Source organism: Mycobacterium liflandii, from assembly GCF_022354805.1.
Lineage (GTDB): Bacteria > Actinomycetota > Actinomycetes > Mycobacteriales > Mycobacteriaceae > Mycobacterium > Mycobacterium marinum.
On record NZ_CP023138.1, the window covers coordinates 2,000,391 to 2,021,142 of the forward strand.

Here is a 20,752-nt window from a genome sequence, read left to right on the forward strand (position 1 = left end):
TCTCACTGGGAACACTAGTCGGGCGCGACGACATGCGCAGGAGCCATTCAGGCCCGGATCCGCGGGTCTTTCGTCACTAGCGCAAGTCGCGCGACGGTGACCGCGCGGGTTGAAAAATTTGGCTCGCAATCTCATGTCTGCGGGCGCCGCCTGGTCCATGATGGCCCTGTCGACTCCGCGGTGGCACTACCCGGAAATTCACGCCTAGAGAGGTTCTACCCATGCGGACCGCCTACCACGAGCAGCTCGCCGATCTGGCCGCGCGACTAGGAGAGATGTGTGGCATGGCCGGGTTGGCGATGAAGCGTGCGACCCAAGCCCTGTTGGAGGCCGATGCGGTGGCCGCCGACCAGGTGATCGCCGACCACGAGCAGATCGTGGCGATGCGCGCGAAAATCGAAAAAGACGCGTTGGCGTTGCTGGCGTTGCAGCAGCCGGTGGCCAGCGAGTTGCGGTCGGTCTTCAGCGCCGCGCAGATCATCGCCGATACCGAGCGGATGGGTGCGCTGGCGGTACACATCGCCAAGATCGCCCAGGTGGAGTATCCCAAGCAGGTGCTTCCCGAGGGAGTCCGCGGCTGCTTCGCCGAGATGGCCAAGGTGGCAATCGCGTTGGGGGACAGCGCAAAACAGGTGCTGCTGACCCGTGACCCGAAGAAGGCCGCGTTGCTGCACGACCAAGATGATGCGATGGACGATCTGCATCGGCGCCTGCTCGGTGTGCTGATTGACCAGGAATGGAAATACGGGGTCGCCACGGGTGTGGAAACCGCACTGCTGGCCCGTTTCTACGAACGCTTCGCCGACCATGCGGTGGAGGTCGGGCGCCGCGTCATCTTCATGGTCACCGGGGTACTGCCTTCCGAGGACGAGATATCCACGTATTAGGTCGGCGCGCCGCATCTGCTCTGGGCTGACAAGATGACCTCGTGCAGGTAGCGCCGAGTGTCCGGGGCCGCGTGTGGCGGTCTGGGCAGCTCCAGGATGAGTTCGATTTCGACAAGATCGCTGAGTACCTCAGCGAGGAGAACACCCTGGTCTGGGCCGATTTGTGCAATCCGGACCATGACACGTTGAGCAACCTGGCCGAAAAACTCCGCCTGAACCACTGGGCCGTCGAAGACGCGGTGGCGGCGGCGGAGCGGGTCAAGTCGACCGCCTATGTGACCCACACCTTCTTCACCGTCTAAGACGCCGGTGTGGTCGGCGGCCTGGGCGAAGACACTGCGCCTATGTTGTCGATGCGCCGGATTTCGGCGTTCGTGCTCGGTCAGGGGTTGATCACCGTGCGGCTGACGCCGGATTTCGACATCACCCAAGTCACCCGGCGCTGGGATGAGATCGGCGGGCAACAGTACGGCGTGGGTGCATTGGTGCACGGTTTGCTTGACGTGGTGGTCGACAGTCACTTCGCGGCGGTGGAAGCCCTCGATGACTGCATCGAGGCGATCGAAGATGAATTGTTCGAAAACAACTCGCCACGGGGGAGCTTTCAGCGCCGAACCTTTCAGATCCGCAGAGACCTGGTCAACCTGCGGCGCATCGCGCTACCGATGCGCGAAGTGGTCAACTCCCTGCAGCATCACCGCCTGCACGTTGAGGCCGCCCGGGAACTCGACCCGCTCTACGCCGATCTGTATGACCACGTGCTTCGGGTTTCGGAGTGGACAGAGTCGTTACGCGACATGATCTCAATCATTTTCGAAACCAACCTCTCGCTGCAGGACGCCCGGCTCAACGCCGTCATGAAGAAGCTGACCGGATGGGCGGCCATCATCGCGGTGCCAACCGCGATCACGGGCTTCTACGGCCAGAACGTTCCCTACCCGGGCTTCGGAACGCTAGCGGGTTTCCTCGCCAGTACCAGCGTGATCGTGGTCCTGATGGCGTTGCTCTACGTGATGTTCCGCCGTCGCGACTGGCTCTGATCCCGAATCACATGCGGGACATGGTGTTTTGCGTTCAAGGGCGCGCCCAGCACCAGTCCGTCCGGCATTTGGGTGAATGAACCCAAGGAGTCCGCAGCGCCAACCCCGGACGCGACGGCGCAAACTTTGCCGTTAGGGCCCCTATGCTCGGCTGGGTCGGTAGTCTCGCCACCGGCGACGTCGCCACCCGGCTAGGAGGACCGCTGTGAAGCCCGCACCGCTGCGCGTCCGCGACGCTTTGGGGCCGGCGCGGGTACGACTGCACGGTGGGCCGGTGCTGGCCGAGCTGAGCGAACGGTTCGGCGCGGCCGCCCGCGCAAAGGTGCTGGCCGGCGAGGTGGTCGACGCGGCAGGCGCCATCGTCGATACCGCGACGGTGGCGGAGCCCGGATCGCATGTGTACCTCTACCGTGATCTTCCCGAAGAAGTGCCGGTGCCCTTCGAGATGCCGGTGCTCCACCAGGACGAGGACATCGTGGTCGCCGACAAGCCGCACTTTCTGGCGACCATGCCGCGGGGTCGCCACGTCGCGCAAACCGCGCTGGTGCGGTTGCACTGCGAGCTCGGGTTGCCCGAGCTGAGCCCGGCGCACCGGCTCGATCGGCTGACGGCCGGGGTGTTGCTGTTCACCACCCGGCGCGAGTTGCGCGGGCGATATCAGACGCTGTTTGCCCGGGGTGCGGTACGCAAGACCTACCTGGCCCGGGCCGCGGTCGATGCTGACCTGGCATTCCCGCGGGTTATCCGCAGCCGCATCGTCAAGCGGCGGGGCCACTTGCAGGCGGTCTGCGAGCCCGGTGAGCCCAATGCGGAAACGCTGGTGGAGCTGATCTCACCCGAGGGCCTGTACCGGTTGACCCCGCGGACCGGGCGCACCCACCAGCTGCGGGTGCACATGGCCTCGCTTGGCCTGCCGATCTTCGGGGATCCCCTGTACCCCAACGTGATACCCGAGTCGCCACATGACCTTAGCGACTTCAGCTCGCCGCTGAGCCTGCTGGCTCAGCGCATCGAGTTCGAGGATCCGCTGTCCGGCTCGCGCCGCGAGTTCGTCAGTCCCCGAGAAATATGAGCCAACCACCGGGAGTGCCTCATGAGTGAAGAAAACACACTGGTCATCGTCGCCGGGTACCAGGATCTGGATGCGGCTCAACACGATTTCGAGAATCTGACCGGTCGGGCCAACGCCAAGACTCTGCCGCTGCAAGGCGCGGTGCTGGTCGGCAAGGACAATGAGGGCAAGATCGATACCGGCAACCGTCTCGGCCGCCGTGGTGCCGCCTGGGGGGGCCGGCGCGGGGCTGGCGGTCGGCCTCTTCTCGCCGGCGCTGCTGGCGTCGACGGCGGTGGGTGCGGCGGCCGGCGCGCTGGCGGGCACCTTCATCCAGCACCGGGTCAAGAGCGGCCTGGCCGACAAGATCGGGCAGGCGTTGTCGGCGGGCAGCGCGGTGGTCATCGCCGTGACGCCGGCGCAGGGCCGGTTGCCGGTGGAGCAGACGTTGTCGGGCTCGCCGATGAAATCGGTTGCCGAATTGAGCCGGTCGACGATGCGGAGCCTGGGTGCGGCGCTGCAGGAAGCGATGGGCAAGTTCAATCCGGACCGCACCAAACTGCCGATCCCGCAGCGCAGCTTCGGTGGCACCATCGGCCGCACCATGGCGGAGTCGGTCGGCGACTGGACGATCGTCGCGGGCGCCAACGCCCCCGACGATGCACCCAACGTGCTCATCGTGCTCATCGACGACGCCGGATTCGGGGGACCGGATACCTTCGGAGGCGGCATCAGAACTCCGACGCTGTCGCGGGTGGCGAACAATGGTCTGGCCTACAACCGCTTTCATCTCACCGCGATCTGCTCGCCGACTCGTGCCGCGCTACTGACCGGCCGCAACCATCACCGGGTCGGCTTTGGATCGGTGTGCGAGTTGCCCGGCCCCTACCCCGGCTATTCGACGGTCAAGCCGCGCAGCTGCGCAGCGCTACCGCGTATCCTGCGCGACAACGGTTATGTGACCGGCGCTTTCGGTAAATGGCATCTGACCCCGGACAACGTTCAGGGAGCGGCGGGTCCATTCGACAACTGGCCGCTGGGTTGGGGGTTTGACCATTTCTGGGGATTCCCGTCGGGTGCGGCCGGCCAGTATGACCCGATCATCACCCAGGACAACTCCGTGCTGGGCATACCGCAGGGGGGACGACGGGAAGCCCTATTTCTTCCCCGACGACCTCACCGACAAGGCCATCGAGTGGCTGCACACCGTACGGGCGCAGAACGCGACCAAGCCGTGGCTGTTGTACTACTCGACCGGCGCCACACATGCACCGCACCACGTGTTCAAAGAGTGGGCCGACAAATACCAGGGCCAGTTCGACGAGGGCTGGGATGTGTATCGGCAAAAGACATTCGAGCGCCAGAAGGAGCTCGGGATCATTCCGCCCGACGCCGAACTGACCGAGCGTCCCGACCTGTTCCCGGCCTGGGACAGCTTGTCGGAGGCGCAACAGAAGCTCTTCGCCCGACAGATGGAAGTGTTCGCCGGGTTCTCCGAGAACGCGGACTGGAACGTGGGCAGGCTGCTCGACGCGATCGACGGTCTCGGTGAATCGGACAACACGCTGGTCTTCTACATCTGGGGCGACAACGGCGCCAGCATGGAGGGCACCAACACCGGATCGTTCAACGAGATGACGTTCCTCAACGGCCTGGATCTCGATGCCGAGCGGCAGCTGGAGCTCATCGAACAATACGGTGGCATCGAGGCGCTCGGCGACGAGTTCACCGCACCGCATTTCGCCAGCGCGTGGGCGCACGCTAACAACACGCCGTTCCAGTGGGGCAAGCAGATGGCCAGCCACCTCGGCGGCACCCGGGACCCGATGGTGGTCTGCTGGCCCAGCCGGATCCCGCGCGAAGGCGGTATTCGAAGCCAGTTCACCCACTGCATCGATATCGCGCCAACTGTGTTGCAGGCCATCGGCTTACCGGAGCCCACCAGTGTCGATGGCTTCGAGCAGGAACCGATGGACGGCACCAGCTTCGTGCACACCTTCGATGACGCGCAGGCCGAAGAACGTCATACCGTGCAGTACTTCGAAAACTTCGGCAGCCGCTCCATCTACCAGGACGGCTGGTGGGCGTGTGCCCGGCTGGACAAGGCGCCGTGGGACCTGTCTCCGCAGACCATGGCGCGCTTTTCGCCCGGCAACTACGACCCGGAGAAGGATGTCTGGGAGCTCTACTACCTGCCCGACGATTTCTCTCAGGCCAGAAATGTGGCGGCCGAGCATCCGGACAAACTGGCCGAGCTACGTGAGCTGTGGTGGCAGGAAGCCGAACGCAATCGGGTGCTGCCGCTGCTGGGCGGGCTCGCGGTGATGTACGGCGAGCTACCGCCGCTGCCCACCATCACCCGGTTCGCCTTCCAGGGCGGCGTGCAGAACATCCAGCGTGGCATGGTGCCGCGCGTCTTCGGGCGCTCCTACGCGATCGAAGCACGGCTGCACATCCCCGATGGCGGTGCCGAAGGGGTGATCGTGGCCAACGCCGACTTCATGGGTGGGTTCGCGTTATGGGTAGACGAACAGCGGCGGTTGCACCACACCTATTCGTTCCTCGGCATCGAGACCTACCGGCAGGTGTCCACCGAACCCGTCCCCACCGGCGATGTCACGGTCCGGATGTTGTTCGAATCCGAAGCGCCCGTGGTCGGCTCCGGTGGCCGGGTGACGTTGTGGGCCAACGACCGTCTGATCGGCGAGGGCGAGTTGCCGCAAACCGTGACGCTGGCCTTCACGTCCTATGCCGGGCTGGATGTCGGTCGCGACAACGGTCTGGTCGTCGACCGGGACTACGAGGACAAGGCGCTGTACATGTTCAGCGGCACGGTAAAAGAGGTCGTCTTCGACCTCAAACCCGTCCATCCTGACGCGGAGAAGGCGTTGCATGAGCATGCCTCGATCCAAGCCGTGGGTCAGGGTGCTGCCGGCTAGCCCGAGACGCTCGCCCAACGCTTAGGCCTGGGAGTGATGCCTGGGGCAGTACGCGGCAATGCTCACGCCGACGAAGTAGCCGGCACGGTAGCCGTCCAGGCTGCTGCTGACCGCCACGTCACCAGCGACATCGGACTTCTGCCTGCCGGAATCGAGCGCATTGCACACCTGGTGACCGGCCATGATCGCGGCTTGTGGCGATGCGAAGTTGATGCCGTGGGACCTCACGGCGTTCAAGAAGGCGTCATCCACCGCATCGGCGTGCGCGGTCGCGGTGGCCAACTCCGTGAGCCCGACCAGCGCGACCACCAAGACCAGGGCACGCGTTCTGCTGCTCCTCATTGCTGGAACCTCCCCGCCGAGAAGAGCCCTTCGGCCCTCGGCCGCCATACCCGCAACAGGTTGTAGTTGGCCATCCGGGCGCGGTGATGTCGGCCGTCTTTCGGGAGCGTGTACCGGTCGCAAACTGTGGCTGAATTTGCGAATGCGGCCCCGTTGCGGCTTCGCCGGAGCCGATCTTTGCATCGGAGATCTTGTTACGATGCGTCTGGCTGGCCGCGACCATGCCGACGGCGATCATTTCATCGTTGCAAGGAATTGAAGTGAGATTCAATCGATTTGGCGCCGCGGTGAGTGTATTGGCCCTCGGCGCATCGATACTTTCGGGATGTTCGGGTGACAACAACGTCGCCGGCAAAAGCGTGGCGCCGGGAACCACTTCGGCGCAAGTGACCTGCGGCGGCAAGCGGACTCTGGCGGCCAGTGGTTCCACCGCCCAGGAAAACGCCATGATCCGGTTTGTCCGTTCCTTCGAGCAAGCCTGCCCCGGTCAGTCGTTGAACTACACGGCCAACGGCTCAAGCGCCGGGATTAGCGAATTCATCCGCGGCCAGACCGATTTCGGGGGCTCGGATTCGCCGCTGAACAGCGACGAGCACACCCAGGCCGAGCAACGCTGCGGCTCGCCCGTCTGGAATCTGCCACTGGTGTTCGGCCCGATTGCCATCGCCTACCGGGTCAACGGTCTGACATCGCTGAACCTGGACGGCCCCACCGCGGCCAGGATCTTCAACGGCAGCATCACCAACTGGCACGATCCCGCGATCGAAGCACTCAATCCGGGCGCCGACCTGCCCACCGAACCCATTCGCGTCGTCTTCCGCAGCGACGGGTCCGGCACCACGGACAACTTCCAGCGATACCTCGATAGCGCTTCCAACGGTGGGTGGGGCAAGCGTGCCGGCAAGCATTTCAACGGCGGCGTGGGGGAGGGCGCCAAGGGCAACGCCGGCGCCGCCGCCGTCGTCAGCAGCACCGAAGGGGCGATCAGCTATGTGGAATGGTCGTTCGCTCGTGAGCAGCATCTCGACATGGCCAAGATCATCACCTCGGCCGGGCCCGCTCCGGTAGCGATCAGCGAAGAGTCGGTGGGAAAGACGATTTCGGCTGCCTGGTTTGTCGGGGAGGACAACGATCTGGCTTTCGATACCCTCTCGTTCTACCGGCCAAACCAACCGGGCGCTTACCCGATCGTGCTGGCGACCTATGAGATCGTGTGCTCGAAGTACCCCGATGCGCAGGTCGCAATGGCTGTCAAAGCGTTTCTGCAGAGCTCGGTCGGTGCCGGCCAGAATGCCCTTGCGGGCACCGGATACGTGCCGATTCCCGACGAATTCAAGTCGCGATTGTCGCGCGCCGTCAGTGCCATTGCCTGACGGTGACGCGCAATGTTCCAAGGCATTTCCCGCCGTCGTCAACGCGATGTTCCGGAAAATTTTCTCGCGTAGTCAAGGTGATGTCATGGACTTCATCGCGATGCCCCCGGAGATGACCTCGGCGTTGATCCACTCGGGGCCCGGTCCCGAATCACTGATTGAGGCCGCCGATGCGTGGCAGCGGCTGGGCGCCGATTTGGAGGAATCCGTTCGCGCTCACGATCCGGTGTTGTCCGTGTTGACCGATGTCTGGCGCGGCCCGTCCTCGGCGGCGATGGTTGGGGCCATCAGCCCGTATCTCACCTGGCTGCGAGCCACCGCCCAACAGTGCCAGCAACTGGCGGCATCGGCGCAGGTCGCCGCGGCCGCATTTGGCTCCACGCTGGCGACCGTGGTGCACCCCTCGGAGGTCAGGGCCAACCGGATTGCGCTGGCGCAGTTGTTGGCCACCAACCGACTGGGCCGAAACCTTGCGGCCATCGCCGAGACCGAAGCCCAGTACGAGGGCATGTGGGTGAACAACTCTGCGGCCATGTGTCGCTACGAGGCGGCCTCGGTACAAGCTGTCGCATTACCGCAGTTCTCTTCGCCGCTGTCGACGCCCGATCTGACCGGCCCGGCCACTCGAGCCAACGTGGCCGCGGCGGCCGCGGCTCCCGTTGCGGCCGCCTCCCCGCTTGATGTATTGCAGTCGCTGACCTCTATCGATCCCAACAGCGGCTGGTTTGGATTGGCCAACACCTATGCCAATCAATTTGTGTCGTCCGGTTTTCCGGTCAACCTGCTCAGCTACCTGGCGCAGAACACCTCGGCGCAGGCGTTGACGTCGGTGGCCCCCGACATCGCCGAGGGACTGTCGGAAGGTGAGTCGGCGCTGGGGGAGTCGGCGGCCACCTTGTCCAGCGCTGTGGAAGGTGTCGGCGCCGCGGCGGCGCCGACGGCCGCGTTGGGGGTCGGCATGCCGATAGGCAACCTCACCGCACCACCCGCTGCGGCCGGGCTGTTGCCAGCCGCCCAGACGCCGGTGCAACTCGCGTCGGTGGCATCACCGCTCGGGACCGCGGAGTCCGGGTTTCCGATGCTGCCAGCGCTGATGCCACCGCCGATCTCGGCGGGCAGCGGTTGGCGCAAGCGCAAGCAGCAGAAGTACGAAGACCTCGAATACGGCCTGGAACTCAAGGGGACGTTCATGCCCCGACCGCCATCGGCGGGCTGAACGGCGGGGAGGCCGTCAAGCACGTTGGGGCAGCGGTCGGTAACTTTGCGTCATGCTCGGGGTGCGCTGGCTATCACTGCTGGTTCTGGCGCTATGCCTGGTGGGGTGCGGTGAACAACAAACCTCGGTGCCCCGCGCGCGAAACGAGGCCGGAATGTTTGCGTTCGGCGGTCTCAAGCGGACCTACATCCTGCACGTGCCGCCCGGTCCGCCGACTGGGCTGGTACTCAATCTGCACGGTGGCGGCTCCAGCGGCGCCGGACAGCAACGCCTCACCGACTTCGACTCCGCGGCCGACGCGAACAACTTGCTGGTGGTGTATCCCAACGGCTACGACAAGAGCTGGGCCGACGGGCGGGGGGCCGCACCGGCCGACCGGCGCCACCTCGATGACATCGGCTTCCTGGTGGCCCTAGTGGGCAAGGTACAGAAGGACTTTGGGGTGCCGGCCGGGCACGTCTTCGCCACCGGGATGTCCAACGGGGGATTCATGTCCAACCGCCTGGCGTGTGACCGCGCGGACGTATTCGCGGCGATCGCTCCGATCGCCGGCACGCTGGGCGTGGGTGTGCCGTGCAATCCGTCCCGCCCGGTGTCGGTGTTGGCGGCGCACGGTACCGCAGATCGGGTGGTGCCCTTCAAGGGAGGCAAGGTGCGCGGGCGCGGCGGGCTCAGCCGCGCCATCTCGGCCGCGAGCATGATCGAGCGCTGGCGGGCAGTCGATGAGTGCCAAGGCAAACCAGCGGTAGCAGAGTTGCCCGAAGCCGGGGATTCAACGGTGGTGCTGCGCTTCGATTCCACCGCGTGCGCCCCCGGCACGGAAGTGATCTTCTACCAGATCGGCAACGGCGGGCACACCTGGCCGGGCAGCAGGCAGTACCTGCCCAAGCCGGTCATCGGGGCCACCACCCGCGCATTCGACGGGTCGGAGGCGATTGTCCAATTCTTCGTGACCCACGCCCGCGAGTAGCTGGGATCGCCGGCTCAGCGTTGGCAGGCCGGGCACCAGTACCGCACCCGCTCGCTGGAGCCGTCAGGCCCTTGGCGCTCGATGCCGGTCGCGCAGCGCCGGCATGGCTGACCGGCCCTGCCGTAGACCCACAACTGCCGACCGGCGCGGGTCTCGCCGGTGGTGGTGCGGTTCCAGCGCAGCCGGTTGGCCCACAGCATTTCTCGAGCGCGGGTAACCAGGCGCAGCGGCTTGGCAACGTCGCTGACCGGCGCGGTTGGCAGGTGTCCGCTGACGAAGCACAGCTCGTTGCAGTAAACGTTGCCGATCCCGGCCAGCACCCGTTGATCGAGCAGTGCCTCGGCGATGCAACGATGCGGGTCGGCGGCCAGGTTGGCGGCCGCGATGTGTGGATCCCAGTCCTCACCCAGCAGATCGGGCCCCAGATGCGCGACGACGGCGCCCTCGTTGTCGCGCTCCAGCAGCTCCAGCACGCCCAGGTCAACGCCCACTGCCCGGATATCGTTGGCTTCCAGGATGATTCGTGCGTGGTGGTCTACCCGCGGCGGCCGGTCGCCGACTCGCCAGCTGCCGTCCATCTTCAGATGGGAGTGAATGCTGACCAGAGCGGTCCGGATGAACAGATGCTTGCCGCGGCTTTGCACCTCCTCCACCACTTGCCCGGTCAGGTCCACGGTCGCGAACCGCGGCACCCGAATATCACAGCGGGTCAGCGTTTTTCCGGCCAGGTATTGACGCAGCCTGGCTGCGGTGTGCCAGACGGTGTCACCCTCGGGCATGGCTCACCGAAGCCGCAGACCGCGAGGCGTGCGTAGGAAGCCGGCATCGGCCAGGGCGGTGACCGCCAGGCTCGCCTGGCCGGCCCCGGCCTGTAGCACCGGCACTCCGTTGATTCGCTCGACCAATAGTGACCCGACCCGCCGGGTGGCGACCAGGTCGGCCAGCGCGATGGCCGCCGCAGCGTTGGCCTCGGGGTCGTCGGTGAAGGTCAGCAGCGTTCGCCCGCCTCGTTCGAGGAACCAGGCCAGGGCGCCATCCACCAGCACGACCAGTGCCCCGGCCTTGCGGCCTGGGCGGGCCCCGACGTTGGAACCGTCGTCGTCCGAAGTGGGCCACGGCAGCGCGGCGCCATAGGGGTTGGCCGAGTCGGCGGCGGCCAGCAGCACGGCCTGATACTGCGGACGCCGGCTGTCGGTGAAAGCGCTCGGATCGTCGAGGTAGCTGCGTAATCTGTCGACGGTGGCCGCGACGGCGAATTGCGCACCACCGAGCGACTCGACGAAGTAGCCGCGGTGGCATCGCCCGGCATCCTCAAACGCGCTCAACACCTTGTAGAGGGTCGCGAATCCGCCCGGAACACCTTCGGAGGCCACCGCACCCTTGGTCAGCACACCGTGTCGGTTCAGCAGCAGCTCGGCTTGGTAGTGGGCCCGCACCGTCGAGTCCGGCTCCGGCGGCGGCAGCAGCGACCAGCGGCCGGCCACGGTCGGGTCGACGGAACGGGGCTGGGCATGGGCGACGCTGTATCGGCTGAGCCGGGGTGGGCGGTGTCCGCGATGCGCGGGGGCGGAGCGTTTTCGGCTCCCCGGGCCGCCGCCACCGAGCAATGCCCGCACCGGCACGAACGTGTCGCCGCAGACCCGGCCGGCCCAGATCAGTTCCCACAGGGCGGCCTTGATCGCCGCCTCATCCGGTATGTCGCCGATGAGCTGGCGGAAGAAGTAGGCACCTCCGCCGGCCAGCGTGTCCAGGATCGCCCGGTGGGCTTCGCCGAACTCGATCTCGGCGGGTGCGGCCAGGGTCAACGGAGCCGAATCGGCAAGGTGCAGCGTCACCCAACCGTCACTGCCCGAAATGGATCCGGCGCCCGCCCAGGTGACTTCGCCGGTGGCAAGCAGCTCGTCGAGTATCGCCGGGGAATAGTCGCGCACCCGCGGGGCCAGCACCAGCGGTTCCAGCGCGGACGCGGGGATCCGCACGCCGGCGAGCTGATCGATCACCGATGCCAGCCGGTCAATGCCGCCGTGGCCCGAGTCGGCGCCGCCCACCTGGTGCCACTCCGGTAGGAAACGCCCGTAGGCAGCGGTGCTGACCGGCTCAACCTGGGCCCGCAGCGCGGCCAACGAACGGCGCCGCAAGATGCGCAATACCTCGGCATCGCACCACTGCTCGGACCCCGCGCCGCCAAAGACCCCGGTGGCGACGAAATCGCCGCGCACCAAGCGCCCGTCGCTGGCCAGCCGGCCCAGTACATCGGCGGTCACCCGCAGCCCCAAGCCGAACCTGCCCGCGGCCTCGGCGGTGGTGAACGGCGGGTGGGTGCGTGCATAGCGGCCCAGCAGCTCGGCCAACGGGTCGGCCACCGCCTCGGTAAAGGCGGCCGGTAAGCCCACCGGAACCGCCGCGCCGACGCCGTCGCGCAGCCGGCCGATGTCCTCGACAGCCACCCACCAGCTGTGGCCCGCGTAGGACACCTCCAGCGCGCGCCGCGCGGCACGCAGGCCCTCTAGCCAGCCGCCGATGTCGGTGCCGCCGGTGGTGTCGGACCGCGCCGCGACCTCGTCCTCGGTTAGTGGACCCAGCAGCCGCAGCAGATCCGCCACCCCTTCCGCGTCGCGGGCGGCCCGATCGGCGCACAGGTGCTGCAATTGGCCGCCGGTCGCGGCGATCACCTCGGGGTCCAGCAGCTCGCGCAGCTCGACGCGGCCGAGCAACTCGGCCAGCAGCGTGCTGTCCAGTGACAGTGCCGCGGCGCGGCGCTCGGCCAGCGGCACATCGCCCTCGTACATGAACGCGCCGACGTAGCCGAACAGCAGCGACGCCGCGAACGGCGAGGGCTTGGTGGTTTCGGTCTCGGCCACCCGAACCCGACGCTGGGCGATGTCGGTCATCAGGGTGGTCAGCGTCGGAACGTCATAGACATCCTGCAGACACTCGCGCACCGTTTCCAGCACCATCGGGAAGTCGGGGTACTTGCGCGCCACATCCAGCAGCTGCGCGGCGCGCTGGCGCTGGTGCCACAACGGTGACCGGCGGCCGGGATGGCGGCGGGGGAGCAGCAGCGCCCGGGCCGCCGACTCCCGGAATCGGGAGGCGAACAACGCCGAAGCGCCCACTTCGGCGGTCACGATCGCGTCGATCTCGTCGGCGTCGAAAAGGAACAGCTCGGCACCCGGGGGCGTTTCGGTGCCGGTGTCGGAAATGGTGTCGGGCAATCGAACCACGATGCCGTCATCGGAGGCCGTTGGCTTCTCGTCGAGGCCGTAGCGATCACGCAGTCGCCGGCCGACTGCCAGCGCTAGTGGGCCGTGCACCCGCAGGCCGTAGGGCGAGTGCAGGATTACCCGCCAGTCGCCGAGCTCGTCGCGGAAGCGCTCGACCAGCAGCGTGGTGTCGGTGGGTACCACCCGGGTCGCGGTCTTCTGGTCGTCGAGCAGTCCCCACAGGTTGTCCGTTGCGAAATCGTCGAAACCCAACCCCGCACAACGCTTGTCAAATTCCGCGCGGTCTAGCCGGGCCAACTCGCCGGTGAGCGCGCCCAGTGCGGCGCCCAGTTCGGCGGGGCGGCCGACATCGTCACCGCGCCAGAAGGGCAGCCGAGCGGGTTCGCCCGGAGCGGGTATCACCAGCACCCGGTCGTGGGTGATCTCGGTGATTCTCCAGCTGGTGGCACCCAGCGAGATCACGTCACCCGGCCGGGACTCGTAGACCATCTCCTCGTCGAGTTCGCCTACCCGAGAGGGCTTTTCCGCTTCGCTGGCCAGGTAGACGGTGAACAGGCCGCGGTCGGGGATGGCGCCGCCGGAGGTGACGGCCAGGCGCTGCGCCCCGGGGCGTGCGGTCAGCGTTCCGGTTCCGCGGTCGTAGACCAGTCGTGGGCGCAACTCGGCGAATTCGGTGGACGGATACTTGCCCGACAGCAGATCCAGCGTGGCCTCGAAGACGCTGCGCGGCAGGGTGGCGAAGGAAGCGCTGCGGCGCACGGTGTCGAACCATTGATCGGCGTCGAGCGGCTCCAGGGCGGCGGCGGCGACCGTGTGCTGGGCCAGGATGTCCAGCGGGTTGGCCGGCACCCGCATGGTCTCGATCTGGCCGGTGCGCATGCGCTGCACGCTGATCGCGCAGCCGAGTAGGTCGGTGCGGTGCTTGGGGAACAGCACCCCGCGGGAAACCTCGCCGACCTGGTGGCCGGCCCGCCCGATGCGTTGCAGGCCGCTGGCCACCGACGGCGGTGCTTCCACCTGAATCACCAGATCGACAGCCCCCATGTCGATCCCGAGTTCCAGGCTCGAGGTTGCCACCACCGCCTTGAGCGCTCCGCGTTTGAGGTCCTCCTCGACCTGGGCGCGCTGTTCCTTGCTGACCGAACCGTGGTGGGCCCGGGCCAGCAGGGGCGCAGCGCCGAAGGTCTGCCCACTGGCCATGATCTGGGCCGGGGCGCCGCCGGCGACCTGCGTGTTGGCCTCCGACGGGAGCGTCATGCCGGACCGCTCCGCGTGAATCTCGTTGAGCCGTGCGGTGAGCCGTTCGGCTAGTCGCCGCGAATTGGCAAACACGATGGTCGAGTTGTGCGACTCGATGAGGTCGACCAACCGAGACTCCACATCGGGCCAGATGGTGTTGTCCGCCAAGTTGGCCATGTCAGCCACCGGAACCTGCACCGTGAGGTCGAAGGTCTTGGCCGAATGCGGGGCGACGATGGTGGTCGGCGCCGATCCGGACAGGAACCGGGCGAGTTCCTCGGGCGGTCGTACGGTCGCCGATAGCCCGATGCGCTGCGCGGGGGGCCCGACGCGGCGATCGGGGGCCAGTTGGTCGAGTCGCTCCAGGGATAGCGCCAGGTGCGCTCCGCGCTTGGTGGCCGCGATCGCGTGGATCTCGTCGACGATGACGGTCTGCACCCCGGCCAACGTCTCGCGTGCGGCCGAGGTCAACATCAGAAACAGCGACTCCGGGGTGGTGATCAGCACGTCGGGCGGTCGCGTGATGAGTTGGCGGCGCACCGCCGGCGGTGTGTCCCCGGAGCGGACCCCGACGCTGATCTGCGGTGGGGGCAGACCCCGGCGTTCGGCAAGCCGGGTGAGCCCGGCCAGCGGCGTGCGCAGGTTGCGCTCCACATCGACCGCCAGGGCCTTCAGCGGCGACACGTAGAGCACCCGGGTGCCGGCCGTGCGGTCGGGGCAACGGGCCAGGCTGTCCAGGGCCCACAGGAACGCGGCGAGCGTCTTACCCGAGCCGGTCGGGGCGATCACCAACGTGTTGTCGCCGGCCGCGATGGCGGCCCAGGCGCTGGCCTGTGCTGGGGTGGGCGCGGCGAAGGTGTTGGTGAACCATTCGCGAGTGATCGCGCTGAACCGCCCCAGGGGTTCGGGGCCCAGGGGTTCGGGGCGCGCGGTGCTCACCTAGCCATGGTGCCAACGGGCACCGACAAAAACTATTGCGGCGTGTGTCGGGCGGTCGCCATCGCCTCGGCGAGCTCGCCGGGAATCTCGGGCACCCGCGCGATCGAGTCCAGCAGCGTGTGGGCACAGGCGTCGGCGAGGCGGTCGGCGTCGGTGCCGGGGTCCATGATCCGCTGGCGGCAGATTTCGAAGGTGAACGCCAACCAGCCGTAGATGATCACCCGCAGGTCACGCTCGACATGCTGGTCCAGCGCGGTGCTGCCCGGAATGCCGCTCACGACTTGGCCGATCCGGGTCATGATGTGTTCCATCTGGCGGTTCTTGGCCTCGTCATCGATGCCCAGCAGAACCGGATCGGAGCGTCCCAGGCCCACGTAGGCGGCCCAGGCGGCCTCCGGGTTGTGTTGGTGGTAGGCCATGTAGGCCAGCACGCCGAGGCGGATCTCCTCGAACATCGTCATTCCGACGGGGGACTCGATGCTGGTGGCCTCGTAGAGCCGATCCGCCTCGTCCTTGACGACCGCCGCGAAGAACGCCCGTTTGTCCGGGAAGTAGTGATACATCAGCGCGCGCGAAACCCCGGCGCGCTCCGCAATCTCATCGATGCGGACCTCGTCGTAAGGTCGCTTGCCGAAAACTTCCGCCCCCAGGGCGAGCAGTTCAGCGCGTCGATCCTCGGGGATAACCGCCTTCTGGCTGTCGCCATGGGGAAGATACTACTCACGCGGCCAACGCCCTCCGCTAGCGCGCAGGCTCACCCAAACTGGACGCCCTGGGCCAGCGGCAGCTCGGTGGAGTAGTTGATGGTGTTGGTGGCGCGGCGCATATACGCCTTCCAGGCATCCGAACCGGACTCGCGGCCGCCGCCGGTCTGCTTCTCGCCGCCGAACGCCCCGCCGATCTCCGCGCCCGATGTCCCGATGTTGACGTTGGCGATCCCGCAGTCGGATGCGGCCAGGAAGCGCTCGGCCTCACGCAGGTCGTTGGTGAAGATCGCCGACGAGAGTCCCTGCGGTACAGCATTGTTGAGCGCGATCGCGTCATCTAGATCGTCGTAGGTGAGGACATAGAGGATGGGGGCGAAGGTTTCGGTCGCCACAATGGCGGTCTGCGCCGGCATCCGGACCACCGCCGGTGCGACGTAATAGCCGCCCGCGGGGCCGTCGCGGCGCGGGTTGGGGTCGATCACCTCGCCGCCCTCGGCGCGCGCCTGGTCCAGCGCGCCCAGCATGTCGCGGTAGGCGGTCTCATGGATCAGCGGGCCGATCAGGGTCGCCGGATCGCACGGGTCGCCGACGGGCAGCGTGCGGCAGGCGGCGACGACGCGCGCCACCACATCGTCGGCCACGGAGCTGTGCACGATCAGGCGGCGCAGGCTGGTGCAGCGCTGCCCGGCGGTACCGGCGGCGGCGAACACGATGCCCCGCACCGCCAGGTCCAGGTCGGCCGATGGCGTCACAATGACCGCGTTGTTGCCGCCCAGTTCCAGCAGTACCCGGCCGAATCGCCGGGCGACCCGGGGCCCCACCTGCTGGCCCATGCGCACCGAACCCGTCGCGGACAGCAACGCGATGCGCGGGTCATCGACGAGTTGTTCGCCCAGCTCGGCCCCACCCAGCACCACAGCGCCCACCGACGGCGGCGCGCCGACGTCGGCCGCGGCCCGGGTCAGCAGTGCCTGGCAGGCCAGCGCCGTCAATGGCGCCAGCTCCGAGGGCTTCCACAGCACGGTGTCGCCGCACACCAGCGCCACCGCGGTGTTCCATGCCCAAACCGCAACCGGGAAGTTGAACGCGGTGATCACGCCGACCACACCGAGCGGATGCCAGGTCTCCATGAGCCGGTGCCCGGGGCGCTCGGAGGCGATGGTGAGACCGTAGAGCTGGCGGGACAGGCCGACCGCGAACTCGCAGATATCGATCATTTCCTGCACTTCGCCCAGCGCCTCGGAGCCGGTCTTGCCGACTTCGATCGTCACCAGCTCGGCCAGGTCGTGCTTGTGTGCGCTGATCAACTCACCGAGGCGGGCCACCAATGCGCCGCGCACCGGCGCCGGCGTGCTTCGCCATTGGGTGAACGCGGCCTGCGCGTCGGCGATGCTATGCTCGGTCTGTTCGGCAGTGGTGGCGGTCAGGGTGAACAGCGTCTCGCAGGTGATAGGCGTGCTCGACGGCATCCCGTGTCCGCCCGGCTCGTCGAGGCTGGCGGTCACGCCGATCGCCTCGAACGCCTTGCGTACCCGGTTACGTAGCTCATCTGAGTGGGTCATTGGCCCCGCTCGCTCCTTTTCACTGTTTGTCGCTGTCTGTGGCTGCTTGTTGCCGATTGTCGCTGCGCCGTGCACCGTCATCGCGCCCGCTCGGTGGCGAGTGCATCGTAGAGCGAGTACGGGTCGTAAATGTCGCGGTCGATGGCCCCGGCCAGCCACCCCACGTGGTAATCGGGGTCGCTGTCCACGGCGCCGGCCGCCTGCCCGGTGCGGGTATCGCCGTCCAGGTTGGAGCGGAAGATGCCGGCCGCCGAGGCGGGCAGGAAGTCCTCATAGACGATAGGCGCCGACGGGTCACCGCCGCGGTAATAGGCCAGACCCTGCGCCGCCATTTCGGCATCGGTCGCCGGAAAGTGGTCGCTCCAGATCGTGGCTGGGTCCCCGGCGCCGGCGAGCCGTGCCATCGCGGCGTCGTAGCGCTCCCGTCCGCGTCGCGTCAGCGCGACGCCGCGCGCCTCGACCTCGCCGAACCGCACCCGCAGGCTGCCTTCGGTGACGGTGCCATCGGCACCGCGGAACAGTCGCGGCTCGGCCAATGCGCGAAACGACGTCTGGCGCAACAGCACCGCGGGTCCGACGGTGCGCGGCGGACCCTGGATCGCCTCGATCATGGTGATGCCGCGCCCGGTCATCCTCGCGTAGAGGTCGTCGATGTCGAGCACGCGTGGCGTGAGGTGGTTGATGTGGGTCGAGCCGACCCCCGCGATGTCGGCCGCCACCGCCGATACCCGCGAGAGCTCGTCGTACCACGCCTTGTCGATCGGCTCGCGCGAGAGCGCGAACGCCGCCACGGCTTTGGCGACGAAGTCCGGTGCCTGCGCGGCGTCGCAGCCGCCTTCGGCGGCGATCACCCGGGCCTGGGCCAGCAGCGCGGGGTCGAACAGCTGCCGGCGGCCCAGAAATGTCAGCACTCGCGCGCGCAGCCCGGAATCGAAGAACCGGCTGTCGCCGGTGGCCAGCATCGAGGTGAACACCCGAAAGGGGTTGTTCGCCAATTCTTCGGCGTCGATTGGGCGGAATGCGGTGGATACCACGGGAATCGGCGACCGGGCCGAGCGCAGGTCGTAGAAGCCCACCGCGAACATGCCGAACGCGGCGAACAGGTCGGCGACGGCGGTAAGTTCGGCGGGGCTGCCCACCCGGATGGCGCCGTGGCGCTCGGCGGTGACCCGCTGCAGTGATCCCAGCCGTTCGGCGCCGGAGTGCGCTGCCACACAGTCACGGTTCACCTCTGCGGTGACGTCCACCAGCGTGCTGTATGCGGGGACTTCGCCGGCGTACATGGCCGACAGTCCCGCGGCGAAGCGGGCCCGCAGTTCCCAGGTAGCCAGCTTATTCGTCGAACTCATGGTGTGCCCTGGCTGCTGCGATAGTCTGCGCCCATGGGTGAGACGCTCGACGACATCGACCGGATCCTGGTGCGCCAGCTGGTCTCCGACGGGCGTGCGACCCTTGCGGAGCTGGCGGCCAGTGCCGGTCTTTCGGTCTCGGCGGTCCAGTCGCGGGTGCGCAGACTGGAGTCACGCGGTGTGGTGACCGGGTACTCAGCGCGCGTCGACCCCGAGGCGGTGGGGCACTTTCTATCGGCGTTCGTGGCGATTACTCCTCTTGATCCTTCCCAACCCGATGATGCGCCCGCCCGTCTGGAACACATCCATGAGGTTGAGTCGTGTCATTCGGTGGCCGGTGAAGAGAGCTATGTCCTGCTGGTGCGGGTTGTCTCCGCGCGGGCGCTGGAGGACCTGCTGCAGCGGATCCGGGCAACCGCTAACGTGCGCACGCGAAGCACCATCATTTTGAACACTTTTTACAGTGATCGGCAGTTTATACCATAATCTTTCCGGCCCAAGGGTCATGTTTTCGTAAATAACACGCTAGCATGGTCGGCATGACCGCCGCCGTGAGATCCACCGTGCCTGCATGCCAGCAAATAGAAGCAGATGACGTCCAGGAGGTGCTGGGGCGCAGCATGCTGGTCGATGGCTTCGACCTGGTGCTCGATCTGTCCCAATCCGCCGGCTCGTATCTGGTCGACGCCCGAACCGGTCGGCGCTACCTGGACATGTTCACTTTCTTCGCCTCGTCGGCATTGGGGATGAACCACCCGGGGTTGGCCGAGGACGAGCAGTTCCGCGCCGAACTACTCGAGGCGGCGCTGAACAAGCCCAGCAACGCCGACGTGTACTCGGTGCCGATGGCGCGCTTCGTCCAGACCTTCGTGCGAGTGCTGGGCGACCCGGCACTGCCGCACCTGTTCTTCGTCGACGGTGGCGCATTGGCTGTCGAAAACGCGCTGAAGGTGGCTTTCGACTGGAAGAGCCGGCACAACCAGGCACTCGGTATCGATGCGGGGCTGGGCACCAAGGTGTTGCACCTGCGCGGGGCGTTTCACGGCCGCAGCGGCTACACGTTGTCGCTGACCAACACCAAGCCGGTCAATGTCGCCCGCTTCCCGACGTTCGACTGGCCGCGCATCGATGCTCCATACATTCGGCCGGATGCCGACATGGATGCCGTGGAGGCGGAGTCCTTGGCTCAGGCCCGCGCCGCGTTCGAGGCGCACCCGCACGACATTGCCTGCTTTATCGCCGAACCCATTCAAGGTGAAGGTGGTGACCGGCATTTCCGGCCCGAGTTCTTCGCGGCGATGCGACGGCTCTGCGACGAGCACGATGCGCTGCTGATCTTCGACGAGGTCCAGACGGGTTGCGCAATGACCGGTACCCCCTGGGCTTACCAGCAGCTCGGGGTGAAACCCGATGTGGTGGCGTTCGGCAAGAAGACCCAGGTGTGCGGGGTGATGGCCGGCCGCCGGGTCGACGAGATCGTCGACAACGTGTTTGCCGTCTCGTCGCGGCTCAACTCGACCTGGGGCGGCAATCTCACCGACATGGTGCGCGCCCGCCGCATTCTGGAAGTGATCGAGGCCGAAGGATTGGTCGATAACGCGGCCGAGCAGGGTCGCTACCTGCGTGCCCAATTCGACGAGCTGGCCAAGGACCTGCCGGCGGTGGTTCTGCATCCCCGTGGGCGTGGCCTGATGTGCGCCTTCGACCTGCCGACCACCGCCGATCGCGACGAATTGATTCAGCGTCTGTGGCAGCGGGCGGTCATTGCGTTGCCGGCCGGTAAGGTCAGTGTGCGATTTCGTCCCGCGCTCACCGTCGGTCGCGACGAAATCGATCTGGCAATTGCGGCCGTGCGTAGCGCATTATCGGCTATGACCTGAGCCGCGCGCTGTTTATCCCAGCTCCCGGCGGGGT

The 20,752-nt window shown here is 67.0% G+C and carries 12 protein-coding genes and 3 pseudogenes; 9 read left to right on the forward strand and 6 right to left on the reverse strand.

Translation table 11 applies throughout. The features are described from left to right. Positions 1-221: 221 nt before the first annotated feature. The 4 genes and pseudogenes from phoU to CKW46_RS09110 all read left to right on the forward strand — a co-directional run bounded on the left by phoU (position 222) and on the right by CKW46_RS09110 (position 5,917). Positions 222-887 (forward strand): phosphate signaling complex protein PhoU, encoded by a 666-nt coding sequence (gene phoU, locus CKW46_RS09095; RefSeq protein ID WP_011740600.1) that lies wholly within the window; start codon positions 222-224, stop codon positions 885-887. A 41-nt stretch (positions 888-928) separates the two neighbouring features. Next, positions 929-1,927: pseudogene (locus CKW46_RS09100) on the forward strand (magnesium transporter CorA family protein). Between the two features lie 205 nt (positions 1,928-2,132). Beyond that, a complete protein-coding gene (locus tag CKW46_RS09105) occupies positions 2,133-2,999 on the forward strand; it encodes a pseudouridine synthase (RefSeq protein ID WP_482053072.1) in 867 nt (288 codons plus the stop codon). A gap of 21 nt (positions 3,000-3,020) precedes the next feature. Further along, positions 3,021-5,917 (forward strand): annotated as a pseudogene (locus CKW46_RS09110) (arylsulfatase). Positions 5,918-5,938: 21 nt separating this feature from the next. Here CKW46_RS09110 and CKW46_RS09115 read toward each other — a convergent pair. After that, on the reverse strand, positions 5,939-6,259 hold the full coding sequence (locus CKW46_RS09115) for a DUF732 domain-containing protein (RefSeq protein WP_015354814.1): 321 nt from the start codon (positions 6,257-6,259) through the stop codon (positions 5,939-5,941). Between the two features lie 260 nt (positions 6,260-6,519). Between CKW46_RS09115 and pstS the strand changes: the two genes are divergently transcribed. The 3 genes from pstS to CKW46_RS09130 all read left to right on the forward strand — a co-directional run bounded on the left by pstS (position 6,520) and on the right by CKW46_RS09130 (position 9,818). Further along, entirely contained in the window at positions 6,520-7,632 is a 1,113-nt protein-coding gene (gene pstS / locus CKW46_RS09120; protein ID WP_015354815.1) for a phosphate ABC transporter substrate-binding protein PstS, read from the forward strand. Between the two features lie 85 nt (positions 7,633-7,717). Then, entirely contained in the window at positions 7,718-8,848 is a 1,131-nt protein-coding gene (locus CKW46_RS09125; protein ID WP_482053073.1) for a PPE family protein, read from the forward strand. 52 nt (positions 8,849-8,900) lie between these two features. Beyond that, a complete protein-coding gene (locus tag CKW46_RS09130; RefSeq protein ID WP_012393114.1) occupies positions 8,901-9,818 on the forward strand; it encodes a CE1 family esterase in 918 nt (305 codons plus the stop codon). Positions 9,819-9,832: 14 nt separating this feature from the next. Here the strand turns inward: CKW46_RS09130 and nei2 are convergent, their stop codons facing one another. The 5 genes and pseudogenes from nei2 to hglS all read right to left on the reverse strand — a co-directional run bounded on the left by nei2 (position 9,833) and on the right by hglS (position 18,838). Continuing rightward, on the reverse strand, positions 9,833-10,597 hold the full coding sequence (nei2, locus tag CKW46_RS09135; protein ID WP_117437985.1) for an endonuclease VIII Nei2: 765 nt from the start codon (positions 10,595-10,597) through the stop codon (positions 9,833-9,835). A 3-nt stretch (positions 10,598-10,600) separates the two neighbouring features. Next, on the reverse strand, positions 10,601-15,220 hold the full coding sequence (locus tag CKW46_RS09140) for an ATP-dependent helicase (protein ID WP_482053074.1): 4,620 nt from the start codon (positions 15,218-15,220) through the stop codon (positions 10,601-10,603). 32 nt (positions 15,221-15,252) lie between these two features. Further along, positions 15,253-15,926 (reverse strand): annotated as a pseudogene (locus tag CKW46_RS09145) (TetR/AcrR family transcriptional regulator). A 48-nt stretch (positions 15,927-15,974) separates the two neighbouring features. Further along, on the reverse strand, positions 15,975-17,489 hold the full coding sequence (gene amaB / locus CKW46_RS09150; RefSeq protein ID WP_482053075.1) for an L-piperidine-6-carboxylate dehydrogenase: 1,515 nt from the start codon (positions 17,487-17,489) through the stop codon (positions 15,975-15,977). A 77-nt stretch (positions 17,490-17,566) separates the two neighbouring features. After that, positions 17,567-18,838 carry a 2-oxoadipate dioxygenase/decarboxylase gene (gene hglS, locus CKW46_RS09155; RefSeq protein ID WP_482053076.1) on the reverse strand — a complete coding sequence of 424 codons (1,272 nt, stop codon included), beginning with the start codon at positions 18,836-18,838 and terminating at the stop codon, positions 17,567-17,569. A 33-nt stretch (positions 18,839-18,871) separates the two neighbouring features. On the opposite strand from hglS, the gene CKW46_RS09160 reads away from it, so the two are divergent. Both CKW46_RS09160 and lat read left to right on the forward strand, forming a co-directional pair. After that, entirely contained in the window at positions 18,872-19,324 is a 453-nt protein-coding gene (locus CKW46_RS09160) for an Lrp/AsnC family transcriptional regulator (RefSeq protein WP_011740589.1), read from the forward strand. A gap of 53 nt (positions 19,325-19,377) precedes the next feature. Then, the gene (gene lat / locus CKW46_RS09165) at positions 19,378-20,718 is read left to right on the forward strand and encodes an L-lysine 6-transaminase (RefSeq protein ID WP_041298892.1); all 1,341 of its coding nucleotides are present in this window, start codon (positions 19,378-19,380) and stop codon (positions 20,716-20,718) included. Positions 20,719-20,752 lie beyond the last annotated feature (34 nt).

What these genes read in the sequence shown, in the direction of transcription:
- phoU (WP_011740600.1), top strand. Translation starts at nt 222, where the DNA reads ATGCGGACCGCCTACCACGAGCAGCTCGCCGATCTGGCCGCGCGACTA.
- CKW46_RS09115 (WP_015354814.1), bottom strand. Translation starts at nt 6,259, where the DNA reads ATGAGGAGCAGCAGAACGCGTGCCCTGGTCTTGGTGGTCGCGCTGGTC.
- CKW46_RS09125 (WP_482053073.1), top strand. Translation starts at nt 7,718, where the DNA reads ATGGACTTCATCGCGATGCCCCCGGAGATGACCTCGGCGTTGATCCAC.
- CKW46_RS09130 (WP_012393114.1), top strand. Translation starts at nt 8,901, where the DNA reads ATGCTCGGGGTGCGCTGGCTATCACTGCTGGTTCTGGCGCTATGCCTG.
- nei2 (WP_117437985.1), bottom strand. Translation starts at nt 10,597, where the DNA reads ATGCCCGAGGGTGACACCGTCTGGCACACCGCAGCCAGGCTGCGTCAA.
- amaB (WP_482053075.1), bottom strand. Translation starts at nt 17,489, where the DNA reads ATGACCCACTCAGATGAGCTACGTAACCGGGTACGCAAGGCGTTCGAG.
- hglS (WP_482053076.1), bottom strand. Translation starts at nt 18,838, where the DNA reads ATGAGTTCGACGAATAAGCTGGCTACCTGGGAACTGCGGGCCCGCTTC.
- CKW46_RS09160 (WP_011740589.1), top strand. Translation starts at nt 18,872, where the DNA reads ATGGGTGAGACGCTCGACGACATCGACCGGATCCTGGTGCGCCAGCTG.
- lat (WP_041298892.1), top strand. Translation starts at nt 19,378, where the DNA reads ATGACCGCCGCCGTGAGATCCACCGTGCCTGCATGCCAGCAAATAGAA.